General features: G+C 45.8%; 23 protein-coding genes. 19 read left to right on the forward strand and 4 right to left on the reverse strand.

What is annotated here, in order from left to right; genetic code table 11:
* Positions 1 to 16 precede the first annotated feature (16 nt).
* From SD10_RS29945 to SD10_RS03005, 11 genes are all read left to right on the forward strand, one after another.
* A complete protein-coding gene (locus SD10_RS29945) occupies positions 17 to 166 on the forward strand; it encodes a DUF5989 family protein (protein ID WP_227699125.1) in 150 nt (49 codons plus the stop codon).
* Positions 167 to 1,070: 904 nt separating this feature from the next.
* Positions 1,071 to 2,357, forward strand: coding sequence for a site-specific integrase (locus SD10_RS02960; protein ID WP_148562376.1), 1,287 nt, complete (start codon positions 1,071 to 1,073; stop codon positions 2,355 to 2,357).
* 8 nt (positions 2,358 to 2,365) lie between these two features.
* The gene (locus SD10_RS02965; RefSeq protein ID WP_046375612.1) at positions 2,366 to 3,211 is read left to right on the forward strand and encodes a hypothetical protein; all 846 of its coding nucleotides are present in this window, start codon (positions 2,366 to 2,368) and stop codon (positions 3,209 to 3,211) included.
* Between the two features lie 76 nt (positions 3,212 to 3,287).
* Positions 3,288 to 3,644, forward strand: a complete 357-nt coding sequence (locus tag SD10_RS02970; RefSeq protein ID WP_046375613.1) for a DNA-binding protein — start codon at positions 3,288 to 3,290, stop codon at positions 3,642 to 3,644.
* 281 nt (positions 3,645 to 3,925) lie between these two features.
* Positions 3,926 to 4,678 (forward strand): hypothetical protein, encoded by a 753-nt coding sequence (locus SD10_RS02975; RefSeq protein WP_046375614.1) that lies wholly within the window; start codon positions 3,926 to 3,928, stop codon positions 4,676 to 4,678.
* On the forward strand, positions 4,675 to 4,869 hold the full coding sequence (locus SD10_RS29315; RefSeq protein ID WP_046375615.1) for a hypothetical protein: 195 nt from the start codon (positions 4,675 to 4,677) through the stop codon (positions 4,867 to 4,869). The genes SD10_RS02975 and SD10_RS29315 overlap by 4 nt, the downstream gene beginning before the upstream one ends.
* Before the next feature lie 7 nt (positions 4,870 to 4,876).
* Positions 4,877 to 6,319, forward strand: coding sequence for a replicative DNA helicase (locus tag SD10_RS02985; protein ID WP_046375616.1), 1,443 nt, complete (start codon positions 4,877 to 4,879; stop codon positions 6,317 to 6,319).
* 29 nt (positions 6,320 to 6,348) lie between these two features.
* The gene (locus SD10_RS02990; protein WP_046375617.1) at positions 6,349 to 7,083 is read left to right on the forward strand and encodes a hypothetical protein; all 735 of its coding nucleotides are present in this window, start codon (positions 6,349 to 6,351) and stop codon (positions 7,081 to 7,083) included.
* Positions 7,084 to 7,136: 53 nt separating this feature from the next.
* Positions 7,137 to 7,544, forward strand: coding sequence for a hypothetical protein (locus tag SD10_RS02995; protein WP_046375618.1), 408 nt, complete (start codon positions 7,137 to 7,139; stop codon positions 7,542 to 7,544).
* A complete protein-coding gene (locus SD10_RS28570) occupies positions 7,541 to 9,040 on the forward strand; it encodes a terminase large subunit (protein WP_052731057.1) in 1,500 nt (499 codons plus the stop codon). Before SD10_RS02995 ends, SD10_RS28570 begins: the two co-directional genes overlap by 4 nt.
* Positions 9,041 to 9,066: 26 nt before the next feature.
* Entirely contained in the window at positions 9,067 to 11,103 is a 2,037-nt protein-coding gene (locus SD10_RS03005; RefSeq protein ID WP_046375619.1) for a hypothetical protein, read from the forward strand.
* Positions 11,104 to 11,416: 313 nt separating this feature from the next.
* Here SD10_RS03005 and SD10_RS03010 read toward each other — a convergent pair whose 3' ends face one another.
* Positions 11,417 to 13,312, reverse strand: coding sequence for a hypothetical protein (locus tag SD10_RS03010; protein WP_046375620.1), 1,896 nt, complete (start codon positions 13,310 to 13,312; stop codon positions 11,417 to 11,419).
* A gap of 436 nt (positions 13,313 to 13,748) precedes the next feature.
* On the opposite strand from SD10_RS03010, the gene SD10_RS03015 reads away from it, so the two are divergent.
* The 6 genes from SD10_RS03015 (at position 13,749) to SD10_RS30425 (ending at position 15,455) form a co-directional block, all read left to right on the forward strand.
* Complete coding sequence (locus SD10_RS03015; RefSeq protein WP_046375621.1) at positions 13,749 to 13,955, forward strand: helix-turn-helix domain-containing protein; 207 nt, start codon at positions 13,749 to 13,751, stop codon at positions 13,953 to 13,955.
* A 201-nt stretch (positions 13,956 to 14,156) separates the two neighbouring features.
* On the forward strand, positions 14,157 to 14,558 hold the full coding sequence (locus tag SD10_RS03020) for a hypothetical protein (RefSeq protein ID WP_046375622.1): 402 nt from the start codon (positions 14,157 to 14,159) through the stop codon (positions 14,556 to 14,558).
* The gene (locus SD10_RS03025; RefSeq protein ID WP_046375623.1) at positions 14,555 to 14,893 is read left to right on the forward strand and encodes a hypothetical protein; all 339 of its coding nucleotides are present in this window, start codon (positions 14,555 to 14,557) and stop codon (positions 14,891 to 14,893) included. Before SD10_RS03020 ends, SD10_RS03025 begins: the two co-directional genes overlap by 4 nt.
* 66 nt (positions 14,894 to 14,959) lie before the next feature.
* Entirely contained in the window at positions 14,960 to 15,133 is a 174-nt protein-coding gene (locus SD10_RS29605; RefSeq protein WP_158500536.1) for a hypothetical protein, read from the forward strand.
* A complete protein-coding gene (locus SD10_RS03030; RefSeq protein WP_046375624.1) occupies positions 15,130 to 15,309 on the forward strand; it encodes a hypothetical protein in 180 nt (59 codons plus the stop codon). The genes SD10_RS29605 and SD10_RS03030 overlap by 4 nt, the downstream gene beginning before the upstream one ends.
* Before the next feature lie 59 nt (positions 15,310 to 15,368).
* Positions 15,369 to 15,455: a DUF4113 domain-containing protein gene (locus SD10_RS30425; protein ID WP_227699220.1), complete on the forward strand. Its 87-nt coding sequence runs from the start codon at positions 15,369 to 15,371 to the stop codon at positions 15,453 to 15,455.
* Here SD10_RS30425 and SD10_RS03035 read toward each other — a convergent pair.
* The 3 genes from SD10_RS03035 to SD10_RS03050 all read right to left on the reverse strand — a co-directional run bounded on the left by SD10_RS03035 (position 15,443) and on the right by SD10_RS03050 (position 17,994).
* Positions 15,443 to 16,540: a type I restriction endonuclease gene (locus SD10_RS03035; RefSeq protein ID WP_046375625.1), complete on the reverse strand. Its 1,098-nt coding sequence runs from the start codon at positions 16,538 to 16,540 to the stop codon at positions 15,443 to 15,445. The genes SD10_RS30425 and SD10_RS03035 overlap by 13 nt on opposite strands.
* 716 nt (positions 16,541 to 17,256) lie before the next feature.
* Positions 17,257 to 17,547: a hypothetical protein gene (locus tag SD10_RS03045; protein ID WP_046375627.1), complete on the reverse strand. Its 291-nt coding sequence runs from the start codon at positions 17,545 to 17,547 to the stop codon at positions 17,257 to 17,259.
* A 36-nt stretch (positions 17,548 to 17,583) separates the two neighbouring features.
* The gene (locus tag SD10_RS03050; protein WP_046375628.1) at positions 17,584 to 17,994 is read right to left on the reverse strand and encodes a response regulator; all 411 of its coding nucleotides are present in this window, start codon (positions 17,992 to 17,994) and stop codon (positions 17,584 to 17,586) included.
* 214 nt (positions 17,995 to 18,208) lie between these two features.
* Here SD10_RS03050 and SD10_RS03055 point away from each other — a divergent pair, with 214 nt between their 5' ends.
* Together SD10_RS03055 and SD10_RS03060 are read left to right on the forward strand one after the other, a co-directional pair.
* Positions 18,209 to 18,622: a response regulator gene (locus SD10_RS03055; protein WP_046375629.1), complete on the forward strand. Its 414-nt coding sequence runs from the start codon at positions 18,209 to 18,211 to the stop codon at positions 18,620 to 18,622.
* Positions 18,623 to 19,086: 464 nt separating this feature from the next.
* Positions 19,087 to 19,446 (forward strand): LytTR family DNA-binding domain-containing protein, encoded by a 360-nt coding sequence (locus SD10_RS03060; RefSeq protein ID WP_046375630.1) that lies wholly within the window; start codon positions 19,087 to 19,089, stop codon positions 19,444 to 19,446.
* Positions 19,447 to 19,607 lie beyond the last annotated feature (161 nt).

Below are 19,607 nucleotides of genomic sequence, written 5' to 3' on the forward strand. Positions count from 1 at the left end.
TTAACCAGGCATATCAATGGAATTTATTAAGGAATTCTGGCTGTTCATCAGAACCCGTAAACGCTACTGGTTATGGCCTATGTTTATTCTATTGCTCTTATTGAGTATTCTGTCGGTACTAATGGCTGGATCTGCGCTTGCTCCTTTTATTTATTCGATTTTTTGAGTGCTATATAGAAAGCATACGGACGTTTTTTTGAACGCTGGTCCTACATTGATCGCTAGGAGAATACTGTTAAAGTGCGTCTGTAAGTAAACGTAGGTCCTACTTCAGTTGTACTTATCGTTACAAATCGTAACAGACGATTGTCCTTGCCCTTAAACACACACTTGGATTCTTTTAAGCTATAATATATGACCTACAGGGCCCATAGCCTTGAATCAAGAAGAATCAAGCCTGAGTAAAATAGAGGTGAATTCTTTTTTCTACAATATGGGTGGTGATTAGTCGGTAAGTCGGTAGACATACGGGTGCCGTTTGAGAAAGCCTGTTTGATGGCGTTTTATGGCAAAGCAGTGAACTGGCTGGTTTTTAGGGAAAGAACAGATAGGGAGGCCAAGTACAACGCAGACTTAATTAGCTCAAAACGTAGGTTTGGGGACAACCAGCCCTAGTAACAGCCGAGAAGTCAGCAATACGGAACTTTGGCCTAAACTGACCTATACACTGGCCTACACCATCGGTTAGTCCACAGATCGGCTTTATTCAGAAGCCTTCTAACCCATAAAAGGAGATTTTACCATTTGTTAACTACTAACAGTCACACACAATCCAAGTAGCTCCTCAACTTTTGGACTTGATCCACTTAATATTTGTTTTACCTAATGCTGTACCTGACGACAAAAAAAGCACTTACCATTTCTGATAAGTGCTTGATTTTCAGTGGTGGGAGTTGACGGGTTCGAACCGCAGACCCTCTGCTTGTAAGGCATGATACCTTTAGTAATGGATAAAATTTAATAATATTCATCCTCCTGTATATCAATTAATTGATGAGGATTAGGGTAGTGGATAGTGTTGGATAATAACGGTTATTATCATACCTTTATGTACACCAAAATGTACACCGTTGCCAACAACTCCTAATCCTCTGCCTACTGAGCGGTTGCCCCAGATTAAAGTAATGCTCTATACCAGCAAGACGCTGGCTGATGGCTCACACCCTTTGCGCTTGCGGATCACAAAGGATGGTGGGCGCAAATATATCTCCATTGGTGAGAATTGTCCACGGGCTCAATGGGATGTCGAGAAAGAATTACCTCGTCGGAGTCACCCTGAGCAGAAGCGGTTGTTGGCACTGATCAAGAAATGGGAAACGACCTACGCAGAAGCAGCCAAAAGACTACAGGACATTGGCCATCCATTCACCATTGATATGATTATCGATGCGGTAACGGAAGCCAGTAAGAAACCCCGAAAGGAGCGTGGTGGAGTTATGTTGCTGAGTCATCTGCAAAACATTGTCGACCAGCTACAGGAAGCCAGGCAGGTGGGTAATTCAAATGTGTACAGAGACACGCGCCGGGTGCTGGCTAAGTTTCTGCATGATAAAGACTGTCCACTGTCGAATGTCAACGTACCGTTTCTCAATCGCTTCGAAACGCACCTGCGTAGTGAAGGCTGTACGGACACGACCATGAGCGTTTACTTTCGAACGCTTCGAGCGGCCATCAATAGGGCTATCAGTGAAAAGCTGCTACCGGCCGATTTGTATCCATTCAGCCGACATACCTCTCAGCGGGATAAATTCAGCCTGGCCAAGTTTGATTTGTCCACTCGTAAACGGTCTATCACGAAAGATGATATCCGCAGCATTGAAACAGTTGAGGTGACTACAGCAAGATTGTTGCTGGCTCAGCATCTGTTTCTGTTTTCGTATTATGGTGGTGGCATCAACTACGTGGATATGGCTCAACTCCGCTGGCGTAATGTGCAGGGTGGCCGGTTGCAATATGTTCGTCAGAAAACGGGTGGCTTGTTCAATCTAAAATTGTCGACTCAACTAGCCACAATCCTGGATTACTACCGGCCACTGACATTTGCCGGTCCTGAATCCTATGTGTTTGGCATCCTCAACCTTGAGAAGCATCAAACTTCCTCACAGATCGCCAACCGGCTTCACAAGATCAAAGGTCAGGTGAACCAAGACTTAAAGGACATTGGTAAGCTGGCAGGCGTCGAAACACCACTGACTACCTATGTCGCACGGCATAGCTTTGCTACGGTACTGAAGCGTTCTGGCGTTTCGACAGCCATTATTTCTGAAGCGATGGGACATCAGACTGAAACTATCACTCAGACCTACCTGGCTTCATTTGAGAGTGATTTGATTGATGCGGCTTTTGACAATCTGTAACTACCAACATGGAAAAGAAGGACACCCGTTATTTTCTTGATAAAAAGACCTTTTTAAAAAGTGAGAGGTATGAATACTTCAAAGAGTATATTGTAGAAAGTGGTAGTGTGCAAGGTAGTTCAGACAGCTACACTTACAAGGTCTACAATCCCTTCATAGCTGCTTTGCTATTTAACAGTGAGCTTATACCTGTTAAAGATGAAGATAATGTTATAACTAACTTAAATGGCGCTGATTATAAAGGCAGCTATGTGAGAGGTTACCAATATGGAGTTGAGGTTTATGTTAAGCATCTTTCCCCCAATTTGCCCCTCAATGCCCAGCTAGGGCTTTCTTATTGCCTCAAAAATTTGCATAATCTCTATAAACATCATAGTAAAGAGCGTGGTCTTGCTTGGGAATTTTATAAAACTGCATCTCCAAGCCATGTCTATCATGCAATGTTCTGGGAATTCGGGTATTATGCTGGTCTAATAAGTGAAATTAATGAATTAACTCACTTTCACCCCTCATTGCATGATGGAATATTTGTATGTAATTCTGTAGAAGAGGGTTCTGAAAAGATAGAAAGGCTGTCGTTAAGGCAGATTGCCTATTTCTATCAATACACTGGAGAAACTCTAAATGAATTGAACAGTAAAGAAATCGCCGAACAATTTGGATACTCAGGTTCGACAGCCGGGTATAAACTATATAAAGATCATTATATGACTTTAACTGAACCAAATCAACGAACAGCGGGGAGGGAGGCTGCAAAAAATATTAGAGCAGTTTTACCTTATCTTCAAAATAGAGAAAGTGCTTTAAATTCCGCCTTGGATGAATTAATGGTCGCTATTGGTAGACAACCATAAATTTCTTGCCCGGGAACTCCCGGGAATAACACTAAAGCTACTTCAATTTCGTGTCGTACATTTTCATATACGACACATGGATAATCCTTTTGCTTCTATTGACCGACGCCTTGGCGTAATTGAGAGTTTCTTGCTTGACATTCGTCAGCATTTACGTGAAGCCCCATCCACTTTGTCTAATGACACTCTTTACGGCAATTTTGATTGGCTCGTATCAGTATTGCCAATCCCCGAATCTACTCTTCGCCAAAAGATTGCTAAAGATGAAATTCCAGGTGTCAAGAAGGTAGGTAAACGGCTGGTTTTTGACAAAGCTATCGTAATTGACTGGTTATCAAAAAATGATCGAGTTCCCACTTCAGAACTTGATCTACTCTCAGAAGAAAATTTTAACATAAGACACCAGCGTAGAGGAGGGCGTAAAGCGGTATGACTCTCAGTCAAATTACCTCAGCAATACGAGCCACAAATGGTGAAGTACTCTTGTGCGGTCCTGCTTCATTCGGCTTTATCATTCGAGCATTCATAAAAGGTCAACCTTGCCGAATCATCACGCTCTTGGCTGGTAAACCAATGAGATGCATCCCCCTTGAGCCAAGTAGTCAAACGCACGTTGTCTCTGACCTCAAAAGCCTGCACAACTGGCTCAACTCTCTTTCTCCAAAACGAGCCCTCCAGGCAGCATAGCCACTAGGCTACTTTAACACTATTCCTATGATTGGCAGTGGATATCAGCTAACCAAAGCCTTCTATGCTGAGGTAGAGCAGAACGAAGCGATGCAGATGGGTTGTAAGTCTCACCATCAGAGTTTGTACACCTGGATTTGTGAGCTGCGCAATCGGACGAACCGTGAAATTCTGGATTTGCCGGTGCTATACACGATGCAAATGACATTCATTGGCTCACAGCATACGTTGGCAAAAGCTATTGATGACCTGGCTATGTGGGGATTGATTGAAGTGCTCATGCAGAGTAAAGGGTATGGCACCAAGGTTAAACTCGCTATTGCATTTCTGCAAAAGCACTGCAATAGCGACGCTAATAAAGAGAATGTGGCAATTGCAGAAATGCAATTACAGTGCAATACCACTGCAATACAAGTGCAAACAACTAAAACTAATAAAACAGATAAAACTAGTAAAACAAATAATCCGGGTGAGTTCGATCTTTTTTGGAATCACTATGGTAAAAAGACAGGCAGTAAATCCACTACGCTGAAGGAATGGAATAAGCTGTCAACCGATGAGCAGCGGGCTGCATATGATGCTGTTGAGAAGTACAAAGCCTACCAGCCCGATCCCCAATATCGAAAAGATCCCGAGCGCTATTTGAAGCATCGGGTTTGGGAAAGTGAATTTGAGGTAGCACCAAAGACAACGAATCAGTTACCAGGCACCCCACACTTAGCTGCGATTCAATCTCATCAGAACCTCCCCGCCAATAAACCATACCGCGAACTCGTATGACACGCTCTGAACCAATCAATGATATACTGAAACGGAAAGACTATCGGCATCTCAACAGTTCACGATTGAAGCCAACTCCTGACTTGACCTATCCGGTGCCTGTCTCAGAACAGGACGATTTAGAAGAAGCAAAATTACTCCTTGACTATGAACAGCAACTACAAGACACGAAAAACCAGCGAGGCTACTAATTCAGGTATGGAAACATCTTCTTTAACTGACTCAGCCGCTGAACGAGCGTTAGTAGCCATCCTGCTGGATTCACCAAAGCTCATGCCTGATGCTCGGGAGCGGCTCGGTACGGGTGAGGTGCTGACCCATGAGGGGTACCGAATCCTGTTTAATACTCTATGTATGCTCTATGATGAGGGGAAGGCCATTAAACTTGGTTCCGTTCTGCAACGTATAAACGCCAACGGTACTACAGCCAGACTGATCGATATGGGCATCAGTTTGATGGGCCTACCGGCTGAGGCCAAGACCTCCGAGTTTGCCGATACCTGCACACACCTGAGGGGGCTATGGGTCAAGCGGATGGCCATTGAGTCAGCCGGAGCCATTCTGGCTAGTGTCCGATCCGGTGATACAATCAGTCAGATTGTCGATGTACTCACTAAAGCTATGGATTCAGTATCGGCTGGTTTAGCCATTGGCACTGATCAAAGCCTAACCGACATCATTCGGGAGTCCGTGACTTCTCTTGAATCAGCCATGAATAAAACAGGTGGGCTCACGGGCGTCAATACGGGCCTGGGTAAACTTAACCGGGTACTTGGTGGCTGGCAGGATTCGGATATCGTGATGATCGCAGGTCGGCCAGGAATGGGCAAAAGTATAGCAGGCGTTTTCCATGCCATTGCTGCGGCCAGAGAAGGAGTACCAGTGGCCTTCCTGTCACTGGAAATGCCCGCCAAATCACTGATGAACCGCATCATTGCCAACGAAACCGGCATTGCCTATTCCCGAATCAAGCGGGGTACTATCAGCCGGGATGAGTTTGCGATGATTCAGAAAGCCGTTGGCCGGATCGAGCAGCTACCTATTCATTTCTATGATGATCACAACGCCGATGTGAATGATTTGTCTTACAAACTGCTCCACTGGAAAAAACGCTATAGCATTGGCCTGGTCATTATCGATTATGTCCAGAAATTGACTGACCGCACCATCAAATCATCGGCTGAGTATGATGTCCTCACCAGCGTATCCAATAAGCTCCAGCGGTTACGAAAGCGCCTAAACTGTCCCATCATCGAACTCGCTCAGCTGAGCCGGGCCGTTGAGAGCCGACAAGGCAGTAAACGGGCAGGCATGTCGGACCTGCGCTCAACGGGTCAGTTCGAGCAGGACGCTACAGTGATCATTATGCTCTACCGAGATGATTACTACAAAGAGAAGGCCGCTCGTGATGCTGCGGAGGCCAATGGCGGGCAATACGAAGAGCCCCGTTTTGATCAGCAGCTTGAGTACGGGATCATCAAGAGTAGGGATGGCGAGACAGGTACAGCTGTGTTGTGGGTCGATGTAGCTACGAACCGCATTGCGGATGAGGCCCCACCTGTTGAAAAGCCAATGCCGACTACGGCAAGGCCTTCACTGAATTCATTTGATCATCAATCCTCAGCCAGTCCCGCTTTCTGAGACCAATTCACAGCTAAAACATAGAAACCATGAACACACTGACACCAACGGCCGGATACATTGTCGAGGTCCAGTACTGGGAGCAGCCTGACCAGAACACGACAAGATCATTCATTGACGCCGACTTGCTAACTGCTCGGCAAGCCGCATTTCATTATGCTCAAACTCTGGCTGTCAAGAAGTCTCCAGCTGAGGTATTGACGGTGGAGATTCATTTAGTTGAGTTCAACAACGGTCAGGCTGAGACTCCTTTCCTTGCGCAGGTTTTCAAACGCCGATTTCACCGCAGCAAACGAGTCCTCGAACCGGATACCTATACCCTCAACCTGACAATGGAGGTAAGTCCAGAGTTCGACCAACTTGAGTCTCCCTTGGCGCTGACGATAGACCCCACCGCAGTAGATGAAGCAGTTGAAACTCCCGAAGCCATCTTCGACAATGTTAGTGGACTGGTCATTGAATACGAATACTACCGTTCCTACGGCCATCCACCGGGATTTGGCTATGCAATAGTGGGCATTCTCGGACCTGGTGACCAGCATTTACTTGACCAGGTGGTGTCCGAGGAGGGAGATGCTGATGCAGCCATGACTGAGTTAGTTAAACGTCAGAAGCAGACCCGATTTAAACTCGGGCTTCGGCTGAGCTTTATGCTCTACGACGCTCTGGGGTATGCGGCCAGTTTAATTGGCCAATACAATAACGAGTATGCCGCTACGGGTGAGCACCTGGCATTTAGTGTGGAGTTTATGCCTATCGATTGAGCCAATACGTCATGACCTGTGAAGTCTAGAAAACCCAATAAAAACCGAATGATATGCCATTTCCAAAAGGAGAATCGGGAAATCCCAAGGGGCTATTCTCCGCTGAAAACCAACCCGCCAAGAAAGGACGAACCCCAGGCAAGAGGAATCGATCCACTATTGTAAAAGAGCTCCTTGGCCAAGTGGTCAACATGGCCAACTATAGCAAAAAGAACGCGAGTCTATTGGAAAAAATGGGCTTTGCGACCAATGATGAGGCTGAAGCATTGCTAACCGCTGTTCAGATTATCAAGGCGCTTTCTGGTGATACCTCGGCTTATAAAGCCATCATGGACTCCAGCTATGGCGCACCATCGCGATCAATCGAACATTCTGGCACCATCATCACCAATGAGTTGGATAATCTAACGGTATCTGAGCTTCGCAAACTTCGTAAAGAGCTAACCAGCAAAGGGAAATGACACTTGAAGATGTGGACATTGCTGACATTGATGCAGCTCTTGAGCGTAAGGGGCGAATGATTGACCTGCAATTGGCACGGCTCAATTATATCGACTTCGTGGAGTACGTCAACCCCAAGTATGAAACCCAACCGTTTCATCAGGTGATGGCTGGCCACCTCCAACTCTTTGCCGAGGGTAAGATCAAAAAACTGATGATCACCTGCCCACCGCAGCACGGTAAGAGTGAGCTGTCTACGCGCAACTTTCCGGCCTATCTGTTCGGCCTTCGTCCTGATTTAAAGATTGCGGTGCTCTCCTACGCAGCCGACAAGGCCACCAAGTTCTCGCGTGAAATCCAACAACGCATCGACTCGGATGAGTACAGTGAGGTATTCCCGTTCGTTCGGCTGGCCACGGCCCGTGATGAAGGACTGACCAAGACGCAAAAGGAATTTGATATTGTCGGCACGGGTGGCTCATTGAAAGCGGTGGGCCGACGTGGTGCCCTGACTGGTGACCCGGTTGATATTGCCATCCTCGATGACTTAATCAAGGATCAGGTAGAGGCTCAGTCACCAACCATCAGAGAACAAGCGTGGGGCTGGCTCGAAACAGTGGTAGACACTCGATTCCACAACGATAGCCAAATCCTGTACGTGACAACACGTTGGCATCAGGATGACCCGGCTGGCCGCTTTCTTGATCAAGATGGCTACTACTCAGAAGACAATCCCGATGGGTGGGTACTCTTGAACTTTCCGGCCCTGAAGACACCCGATGTCAATGACTACGATGACCGGGCCGTGGGTGAGGCACTGTGGCCGCAGAAGCACTCTAAAGCCAAGATGCTCAAGAAGCAGCGGGACAGTGAGTTGACCTTCAACGCACTGTATCAGGGTGACCCCAAACCATCAAGTAAGCTCACCATCTTTTATGATTGGGCGCAAATCGATGAGTACCCTGACCACCTGGATGAGGAGTTCATTGGCCTTGACTTTGGATTCAGCAATGACCCGACCGCAGCCACCCGCATCGGCATCACAGGCCGGAATATTTATTTGGATGAGCTGTTTTATGAGACTGACATGACCAATCAGGACATCATTGATCAGCTTCATTTGACTGGCTTACCGGCCACCATCGACACAATATGCGACAAAGCCGAACCAAAGAGCATTGAGGAGATACGGAGAGGCTACTATAAGCCGGGCAATGTGTTCATGAAAGGGTTCAATGCACGTGGCTGTGAGAAAGGGCCGGGTTCAATCAATGCGGGCATATTGAAGCTCAAGGAGTACAACGTGTTTTATACCAAGCGGAGCCGCAACATCAAGGCCGAGCGGGATAATTACACTTGGATCACGCAGGGAGGTAAGGCTACTAACACACCGATTGGCCAGTGGAACCATGCTCTTGATGGCATACGGTCGGCGGTGTTCACCAGAAAGGGTAAACCGCAGGGTGGCAATACCACCGCCAAACGGGTACAAGCTAAAAAAGGGAGAACCTATTAATCACATACTAACTGACAGCTATATTTATGCAAGACGGACTCTATTTATACAACACCTGGGTAGCTCAGGTTGAGGTAGCCATCACCAAGCAGGCCAACGATCTCAGCAATCCCACGGCCATCAATTCCTCCTACGCCAATCTATTCACCCTCCCCGACACACAGGCCATTCGTTCCCTTCTTGAGAACGCTGAGCAGGTCGATGCGGGTGGCCGTGACCCGTACCGGCTCATCCCGGCCAAACTCGTTGATGAGGGTGAGGTGTCAATCTGGAATGCCACGCTACTCTCCTTTCAAGGTGGCTGGAAGGTATCACTCACTGCTCCACTCAAAGGTTTGTTTGAGCAACTGGCTGACCTCAAGTTAGGAGACCTCGACCTTAGCCGCTATGATCATCCGTGGACGATTCCCACCATCATCTCACTGGCAGGCAAAACCGAAGGGTGTATTTATCCGGCCATTGATTACGGGTCAATTGATAACGGTGTGTTTGCGCAGGACACGCTCACCCCGGCCATCTACGCCAAGTCGGTCATCAATGCCATGTTGCAGCGGTTCGGCTACCGGGCCGTGGGTGACTGGCAAAGTGATGCACTTTATAACCGGCTTATCATCCCGTTTGTCGAAGATGAGCCGGTGGCGCATGATCTTGACTGGCAGCAGGCCCGCATGGCCAGAGTAACCGTAACCGGCACCACACCCATCCCGCCGTTTGGCACCTTTGACGGCATGCTGCAATTCAATCGGGACGCCGAACCGCTGACAGGGTGGGTCGATGGCAAGCAGAACAATTTCAAGGCCGAATCATCCCGCTACGTGTGTGATGTGGCCATGCGACTCCATGTCATGGCTTTTCAACAGTTCAGCCTACAGGTAGACTTTGGCGCGGTCGAAGCCATGCTCATTGTAGAGAAGAACGGCCAGAACGTGGCGCAGGAATACGTGTCACACGGCGGGCCGTGGGGAAGTTTCACCTTCGGGGATGTGCCCAACGTAATCATCACGCTGGATGAACATATTGACTGTAAGGCCGGTGATCAGATTCAAATTCGGTTTATTCTACGCAAACAAACCACCTTCGCGCAGTTCACGCATATTGGCTTTATCAATGAGGCCAACACCTGGGCGTTCTTTCAGCCGGATGTGGCCATCAAAGCCGGTGACACGTGGCTTGTATCAACCAACATGCCCGATTTGACCTGCGCAGAGCTTCTCAAATCCATCGCTCTGATGATGTCGGGTACCTATGAGGTGAACGAGGTAGCCCGCACCATCGAATTGCGCACGCTGGATGCGGTGATTGCCAACGAAGCCAATGTGCAGGACCTGAGCCACTGCATTGAGGAGAGCGCCGAGCCTGAGAACGCGGTAACCATATCACCCTACGGCCAAAAGAACCTCTTGAAATGGAAGCAACAGGACGACAAGACCCTGCTTGGTTGGGGCGATGGAGTCATCACCTGTGGCGCACAGAACATTCCTTTGGAAACTACCCTGTTTGAACTTCCTTTCTCGGCCGTCATCTCCTCCTCGGCCACCCTGGCTAATTACGGAAGCCCACCGTTGATCAAAACGCGGGCCATCTCGGGATCGGGAGCCAGTGTGCAGGTATCCCGACAGGCCGCACCGCCGTGCCTGCTCCTGGCTGAGCCAACCCGCACGGTGGTCGTCACGGTGAATGTTGTTAATGAGGACCTCTCCGTGACCAAAACACCCGTTCCGCTCACGGGCTGCTGGTGGCACGCAAGGCCAGAGGGGGTAGTAACGGTTGCCAACGCATTTGGCCTTGGATTTGACAAGCCATCAAGCGTGTATAGCCGTGAGCAGACGATGTCACAACGCTATTTCAACGCTCTGCGCCGGATGCTGAGAAGGCCACGACAGTTAACACCATCGGTTTACTTTCGGCCTGTGGATTTCGCCACGCTTGATCTGTATGCACCGGTTCGGCTGCGGGCCGTTCGGGCCGGGTCACTCGATTTGAATGACAATTTCTACTACCTCAGCAAAGTCAATAACTACGTGTCGGGTCGCACCTGCACAATGGTCCTCGTTCCATATTGAACTGTAGAGGAGGCTGCATACACTATGGCTAGTTTATGCAGCCTCATGAAACCTATCTGATCAGAAGGTTATCAAACAATTTCTTGAGCTTGAAATGATATCATATCGACTTGATTTAGCTTTTCATGGAACGGCCATTCTATTGGGAGACGAAACAGAAGCCGACCGGTCAGGAATGTCGCTGTCCTGAAAACAGGCAATTGCATATGAGTCTCAGTCAGCACACAGGGCTATCTATTTGGCTCAACTGCTGATGACAACGTAAGTTCTATAACACTATATGGAATTAGTGTATGAAATTAAGTAGGAATTACTATTTTTTTAAAATGCAAAAAACCATTCCAGATATCGTTTGTTTTGGTATAGAGGATATAGTTTCTCTTAATTCTCTAGGTGTGTTGTTGGGATCAGGTACCATAATAATGTCTTCAAAGGATATCAATTTGCCATCTACGCGTTTCCCGTTTATATTTCTACTAGCGTTTTTAACAGTTACTGTGCCTTCATTTTTAACATTTATCCAATTAACGTAGGGCTTTTCCTTTCCATAACTAAGACTTATATCCACCCAAGGCTCTTTCATTTCCTCCGAGTACCCAATAGGCGTCGGATATGGCCATTGATGAGGCTGGAAGGACTCAACCTCTATGAGTGGTTTAGTGTTTATGTTCGCGTAAAATAAGATTGATAAATCAGCACCATCAAAATCATATTTTTTATTTCTTATTATAACCCCAGACTGCTGTATTCCTATGCTGTTTGGATAAGATATATATTTTTCAGGTTCTAATATAATTTCGTTATTCTTCCATTTTAAATAGTTGTAGTCGACAGACTTTAAAGTTGCTGAAGTTTTGCATGGAACATCTTTAACTAGATTTTGTAACCGAGGTAAGCTAGCAATGACATTAAAATCAAACCAAAGGTTATAATTAATGCGGTCGAATAAATAAAGACCTACCTCTTTGTTAAGCGTACTCTTTGCCGTTGTACCTACACCAATCGTACGAACAATTACCTTACCATCTAACTCTAAAATTGTCCTGGTCACCTTGCCAGGGTAGAGAAAGTGACTAGGCAACGTACGGTTGACAACCATATGTTTTTCGGGATATACACTGTTGACAATTGGGCTCGCATTTTTCTCATAAATAAGACCAGAATACGCTTCAGGAGAGAGGACTCTTTTCAGCGTTTCATACATATCTCTAGTACCATTCGAAGGATCACCAAAACCGAACAAGTTGGTTACCATACAATCACAGATATGATTTCCTTCATTTCGGCGTTTTAAAATTTCCTGGTCATATCCGGCTGGTAAGATTGGTTTTCCAGCTATGAAGGTTAAATTAAAATCAGGATTTAGTAAGGCATCTATATTACCTGGAGCTGCATAATTAAGATTTGATACCATATGCTTAAAAACATTGTCAACTGTGCAGTAGGGGTTATCTTTTTTCTTGCAAATCTCTTTATCTAATTTATATTCGTGATAGTTAGGCTCCTGGCCACTATAATAGTCCTGTAAGTCATATTGATCGCAAAATCTTGTTAATTTAGATTTAGCAATAGGTATTTCATTCTCGGATCCCGGTAAAAATAGTTTACCCGAAATTAATTTCTCAGGATAAACTGGGGCCTTATAAGTTGAGTCGTCGGAGTGATCGTCTAAATCAACGTATTTCAGACGTAAATTTTTAAATAGAACTAATTTTCCTTGTTTAATTATGTTCTTATCAATTTGATAAGCGTCATTAACTTCAACAATACCCTCATCCTCTACCGCAAACCAATATTGTACGTTTTGTAAAGCTTTTTTTTTATACGAGGCAATACTTATAGAGAAGGAAATTGCTGGATTGTCACCTGTATACACAGGAGCTTGATTTGGATGCCACCAAGTGTGATAAATGTGTTCATCTTCTATTTTTTTTCCTAGAGCTTCCTTAGTATGCAGGCCAAAACTCAACGTATACTGGTCTTCTTCATCTTTTTTAGGTGAATAATACCCTTTATTAAGGACCGCTAAATTATGCAAAGTCCATTTATCAGGGGGATAATATGACTCAACAAGCTCTATTTTATTACCATCAACTATCAAGTAACTATCATCAGCTACAACTTGAGTGCCCTTGATTTGAGCAATACTTATTGTGGAGAAAATTGTTATCAAAAAATATACACCTAGTAGAAATTTACTTTTTCGCATAATGATTGATGGCGTTTTATAACTCAGGTAATAATGCCTAGATATGGGTTTGACTTCCTTATAAACTCTACAGAGAGATTATGGCGTTTGTTTTAAGTTTTAGTTATCACTGGGAACTCACCTATTCAGTAGGGCTGGCCTCAATAGAGCATTTGCTTTGCCACCACCATCCACCTAAAAAGATAAAGCCTTTCTGTGGATCACACAATCCCCTTTAATAATATATGAAAGGTTACAAAATAGTCATTTGCAAGAACTGTTTTTACAAATTAAATTCCTATGGGAAAACTACCCTTTTAGAAAATCTTTATTTAGCCATAGGCAACTAGGCATTAAATTCGGCGTATCAGATTGATTAAGTGGTTAATTTTTAACGTGACTTTGTATAGATACTAAGTCAAAAATATGTATTTTTACATACATAAAGCATATAGTAATGGCTGATATAAAGCAAAAGGTTGGTCAACAGGTTCGTGACGCTCGGAAAGTGAAGGGATTAACGTTAAAAGAAATTGGAGAGAAAGTGGGTGTGGCCGAATCAACCTTTAGTCTGTATGAAAGCGGTAAACAAAACCTCACAATTGAGACATTACAGAAAATAGCGGATGCGTTGAGCATTGATATAGCCACATTCTTTAAATAGATATTTTTTTGCTAGCCTTCTTTGTATAAATACAAAGTTTTTGTAATATTGTAATGCCATTGACGAACAGAAAAGGCGAAATAGTACCGATGAGGTTGCCCGCTGGACCGTATGAACCATATTGGCAAAGAAAAACCCCAATGCTATGATCTTGGCGGATGCAGCAGAGGGGTGATGTTTCACTTAAACCGTTAAATTCAAATGAACACGGAGCAAAACTACGTGGGGAAAGGGGATTCTACAACCTCTACTGAGCCAACGGCTACCCCAAATCCATCAGTGGCCAATACACTGGCCCAAACCACTCCTGCGGCTGACAACCGGCCGATGCTTACAATACCCTTCGACCCCGCTTACATCAATGTGCCAGTCTACCTGCGTGCTGAGGGTAAAGAGGATGGTCACGTTGAGGTCTCTCAACTTGATGTTTTGCTAGCAGCACTCACCATATATGAAAAGTCGGTTCGTGAGTGGAAAGGTGATAAAGAGCTTACCCTTGACCTCATTGATGAGGTGAGAGACACGATCCTTGATCGAATCTACAATCGCCTTTCTGAGTCAGCATCTATCCTCCACAGCATCAAACACAACCAACCACAATGAACATACCAGATCAACAACCAAGCCAACCCACAGGGGCCTCAACCGCTCCGGTGAATCCTCACGTGTACAAAGCACAAAGTGAACTGCTAAAGATCGTGGATTCATTCGTTGAGCAACACTATGCCTCGTATCCAGTGGAGGCCATCAACACCTTACTCTATCACTGGCTGACGACCTCAACCAAGAAGCGGAGTAAAAAGCAGCTCAGAGAGGTGTTGTCGGTGGTCAATTTCATTGTGAAGGTCTTTGATCAGTGCAAGCAAATTGAGGATGTCAAGCGGCTTATGACTCAGGTGCAGAAGGATGGCCCGACCAGCGTCAACAACACTCAGTAAGCGGGAATAGCAAAGGGCAAGCCACGAGAATCACTACCTTGGTTAAATTACTTAAACCAAGGTAGTATGAAGCACCCATTTAAAATCATCCGTGGTGGTCAGGCCGAGTCAACTCCACCTCCTACCAAGTTCGCGCAGTATGATCAGCGCCGAGCCATCGGTGACCGATTCGTGGCCCGGTTTTTAGCCAGTCGTGACCGGGCCATTGATCGTGAAAGAGCTAAACTAAACAACCTATGAAGCATCCATTCAAAATCACCCGTGGTGGTCAGGGCGAGCCAACTCCACCAGTGCCAACCAAGTTCGCGCAGTTCGATAATAAACGATTGGAGGGTGAACAATATGCCGCCCGGTTCCTTGCTCGCAGAGAAAATGCTATACAGAAAGAGCGGGCCAAACTAGCCAATCAACAGTAAGCTGGGGTAGTCGAGTAGGTAAGGGCATTTCAGCCCTTGCCTACTCTGTAATAGATAAGCTGAACCGTAAGTTCGGGCAGGACAAATTACGGCTGGCCTCGCAACACTGTGATCATGAATGGCCTATGCATTATCAGGAAAGATAGGAGGAGAGAGTTTTAGCCAATGCCTCACCGTGGCTGAAGATATCATCTAGGGAGCCAAGTTCGTGCTTAGTCTCCTTTTTGGCCTCGTCAAACAAAGTGATAAATTTCTTTTGGCCGTTGAAGTTAAGCCGACATATCGGCTTGCGATTGTTATCGTCGAGTAAGACAGCAAAGTATGATTGAGCATCACGGTGTACTATACGTTCGGCTGCAACCTGAGGTCTAAGAATAGCCCGAACTATATAAAAGCCTTCCAATTCCTCGGCTGTTGTCACAACTGTTGGCCCTGCCTTCTCTTCTGACTGACTAGAAGTCGGCTCACTGGCAGGTGTTGGAATTGGCAGCGACAATTCCTCAGCAACTAGGGCCGTTTTAAGCCTATCCGTTATTTGCTCTGAAATAGTTAGTTGAATTGCTTTTTTAACTAATGGCGTGAAATACTCCAGGGATTTAGCGGTGAATGGCTTATCCTGTTGCAACTTTCCCTTAACTAGATGCCTAACAAACGTTTCTGAGGGGCTGGCAAATTCCTCTAGCAGCAGTGTTCTAAGTACACCTGTATACTTTAGCTCACTGGCGGTATTTAAAATGAGGTCAACATCAAAGTAGGGCTTGCTAAACTTCTTTAGTTCTTCGACCTGGTTTTCCCGTAAGTCGAGCATATCGATCTCAAGGAAAGGCTTTGAGTCCATTTTGTTGGGCTCTTCCAAGTCCGTGTAAAAGCGGTAAATGATACCGTTGGTCAAGATACCGAACCGAGCCTTTGTAACATGGAAATAGCGAAGCAACTGGTTATCATGTAGCGTCAGAGCCTGTTTCCAATGCTTACACTCAATAAGCAAACAAGGCTCAGGAAGCCCATCGCTTACTTCGCGCATGATAGCGTAATCCACTTTTTCGCCCTTCTTGGTGCCAATGTCAGAAATAAACTCGGGTACCACCTCAAAGGGGTTGAATACATCATAACCCAGTGCATTGATGAAGGGCATTATTAGGGCATTCTTAGTGGCCTCCTCGGTTTGAATAGAATCCTTTAAGCGGGATACTCGCTCAGCTAACTGTTTAATTTGGTCTTTGAAATCCATGAAAGAAGATTGTTATGGTGCTTTCGTGCCAAAGGGTGTACATTATAGTAACTACTCGTTAACTAATAGAATGATCGGCTCAATAAAAATCTATGTGTGGGGCGGCTATGTTCACTTATGGATACAGACGAAAGATTTGATGAGGATAATGCGTCACAACCGGCACACCGATCCTAAAGTAACAATGCGCTACCTGCGGAGCTTAGGCCTGTTGGTGGACACTCGGCTTGATGACGAGCGTAGGATATAATTGAGTTGATACTAACTTCATCGATGACTATACGATTGGGCGGAAACGGTGTTATCAACGCATGTGCTCAAAGTAATTGAACGCAAAAGCCCGGCCTCATTAAGGCCGAGCTTTTCTATTATCATGGATATAGCTTCTACAATTCAATTGCGTCAAGGCATCAATTCGATACTAGTTCTGACGCGCTTTTTAAGTTCGTCTAACGCATTTATATTGCCCTGCATAAATTCCATTAAACTTACTTGTGCTTGGTTATTAAAAAAGTGCAGCTATGAGCATAAGGAGTTGAATCAGTAATCTCTTCAATCACCTCACATAGTGTTTCTCGAATGTTGAGATATGCGTTAAGCACATCATCAGTTGGCGTGAGACGGGAGAACGCTTCACCGACCAGCACGAGTGTTGCCATAGGCGATTCAACCGGGCTTCTTTTTATACAAGACATACTCCTTTACAATGAATAGACTTAACGGCCGGAAGAGGTGGTAGAAGCCTTGTAACTAGCCTTGCCGGTTTTCATCTTGCGGCTACTACCAGTTTTACTTTTCGAACTACCCTGCTCGCTTGACTCCGTGTTCTGTGTTTTGCTGCCAGTTGAACCGCTGGACACAGTAGGGCCCGTAGAGCCATTCTGTGCTGGTGTTGATCCCGATGTACCAATGCCGGTGTTGCTACTGCCTGATGCGGTTGATTGAGCTTGTAAACGAAAGCTGATCAGGCTCAGCAGTAAAGCGCTACTTATGATTATCTTTCTCATCGCGTTAAGTTGGTTTAGACTCTTCAGGTAGTTAAACTAGTTATTGCTCCCAGCGGTTACATGTGCACTTACTTGCAAGATCGTTGCCTTTAGCTCATCCAAACTCGATGGCTTCTGCAAATGGGCTGCCGCTCCTAGCCGCACGGAGGCTTCCCGCTGTTGGTCATCTACCTCGGCCGACAACATAATCAGACAGGCCCGTTGACAACTGGGATGGAGCAGTAAGGTACTCAGCCATTTCATTTCCTCTCCATCGGGTATCACGCCATCCATCACTAAAGCCACCGGCGTATCCTTGCCCAGGGAGGTTGCTGAGAGATACGCACTAATGGAGTTAAACCAGTAAAGTTCCAGGTGCTGGGCCCATGAGAGAAAGCCATGTTGCCAGAATATGTAGTCATCTTCATCGGCATCCAGCAGGGCAACCCAAGGCTTTATCGTATCCATAAGCGGTATTATGTTTTGTGGTGTAAAACAGCTACTTAGGATAAGCGCATTCGGAAGTCCTTTGTTCAGTGAACTAGTTAGTCGATTAAGTAACAAACAAAGCGCATGCTACCGGAGTTCACCGTACTATTGTCTGTTGAATAGCTGGCAGACTGATTGTATAAAAGGCTATTGAGATGTCCCTTTTTATCCATTGTAACCTTCAGCCTTACTGATGACCAAAAACTCCTACACCTGCGTCTTTGTGGCCGATGATGATGAGGATGACCGCTACTTGCTGAATAGTGCTTTCGCTAAGAATAGCCCCCAATGCCAGCTCGCCTTTGCTCACGATGGGCTGGCCTTATTAGAAGCCCTGGAACAAAGCGGATCGACACCTGAATTGATTATTCTGGATTTAAATATGCCCCGGCTTAACGGATTTGAGGCACTGAAACAACTTCGGGAACACCCACTTTACCAGTGTACGCCTATTGTTATTCTAACCACATCTGATGAGGAGCAGGATCGACAACGAGCACAGGTACTTGGTGCCAGCGAGTTTATTACTAAGCCGATGAATGGAACATTATTGAGTCAATTAGTCATCAGGCTGCGGGAGGAGTGGCTGGTGGGCCGATGCTGTTAGACTTTGGCCGTCACTTTAGTCAGTCATGCGTTTAACCTATGTAAACGGAATTGCCCAGCTCCCTGAGTTGGGCACTTTTGTTTTGTAGCGGCCAATCTGGAGATGCGAAAACCGCCTATTAGTCAATTCTCGGGTGCGAATAGTATGAAAAGTTCTATACTGTTTCGAGCTAAGCTAAACTTCCTCATCTGCCTTTTTATGAATTTTATCCGCTGGGCAGGGTAGTGTCAGAAAGCACGTTTTGAAAAAGGGAGTATAGGGGGCTTACTGCGAATCGGAAAGCGTCTTATCAATCGCTGTGGGACTCAATCAATGGGAAAGGTTCATGGGCTGAAAATCCATACGCATGGGTGTACGAGTTTAAGCTTATCAATAAACCAGTTGCGTAAGCAATTCTCCTCATCGCCCTTGACCAAAATTCAATAATTTGACATAAATTGGTCGAGAGCCACATCCACTACACTATGAGTATTATCAAACTTGTTGGTCATAAAGCACCTATCCCCGTCATCCAGATCCTATACGTGCTGGGTGACGGAAACTACTCCAATGTCTACCTGACTGGCGGCAAACGAGTCTTAGCTACCATGACGCTGAAAGATGTCGAGGTTCAATCAACAACGCTGCTGCGCATCAATAAAGGTACGCTGGTCAATCAACACTTTATTGCAGCCCTTGGTCCGACCAGATCGGCTAGACATCGCATCAGCCTAGTCTGCATGACCGATGGGACCGAACTGTCCGTTTCCCGTCGACGCTGGAAAGTATTACTGGAGACGAAATCAGATGATCAGGTCATACTTAAAACAGCCAGACCCCAATAAGATCTGGCTGTAGTTGACATGCATTATTATATTAACTCAATGGAATCGCTAAATAAAAGAGACTAGTCTCTAGTGCCAACAATATTTAGAATATGGCAAAAAACAACCGCCATCCAGAGGAGGGCGGCTGAGTACGATAATAATTCCTTCAAACAGGATTG

Source organism: Spirosoma radiotolerans, from assembly GCF_000974425.1.
GTDB lineage: Bacteria > Bacteroidota > Bacteroidia > Cytophagales > Spirosomataceae > Spirosoma > Spirosoma radiotolerans.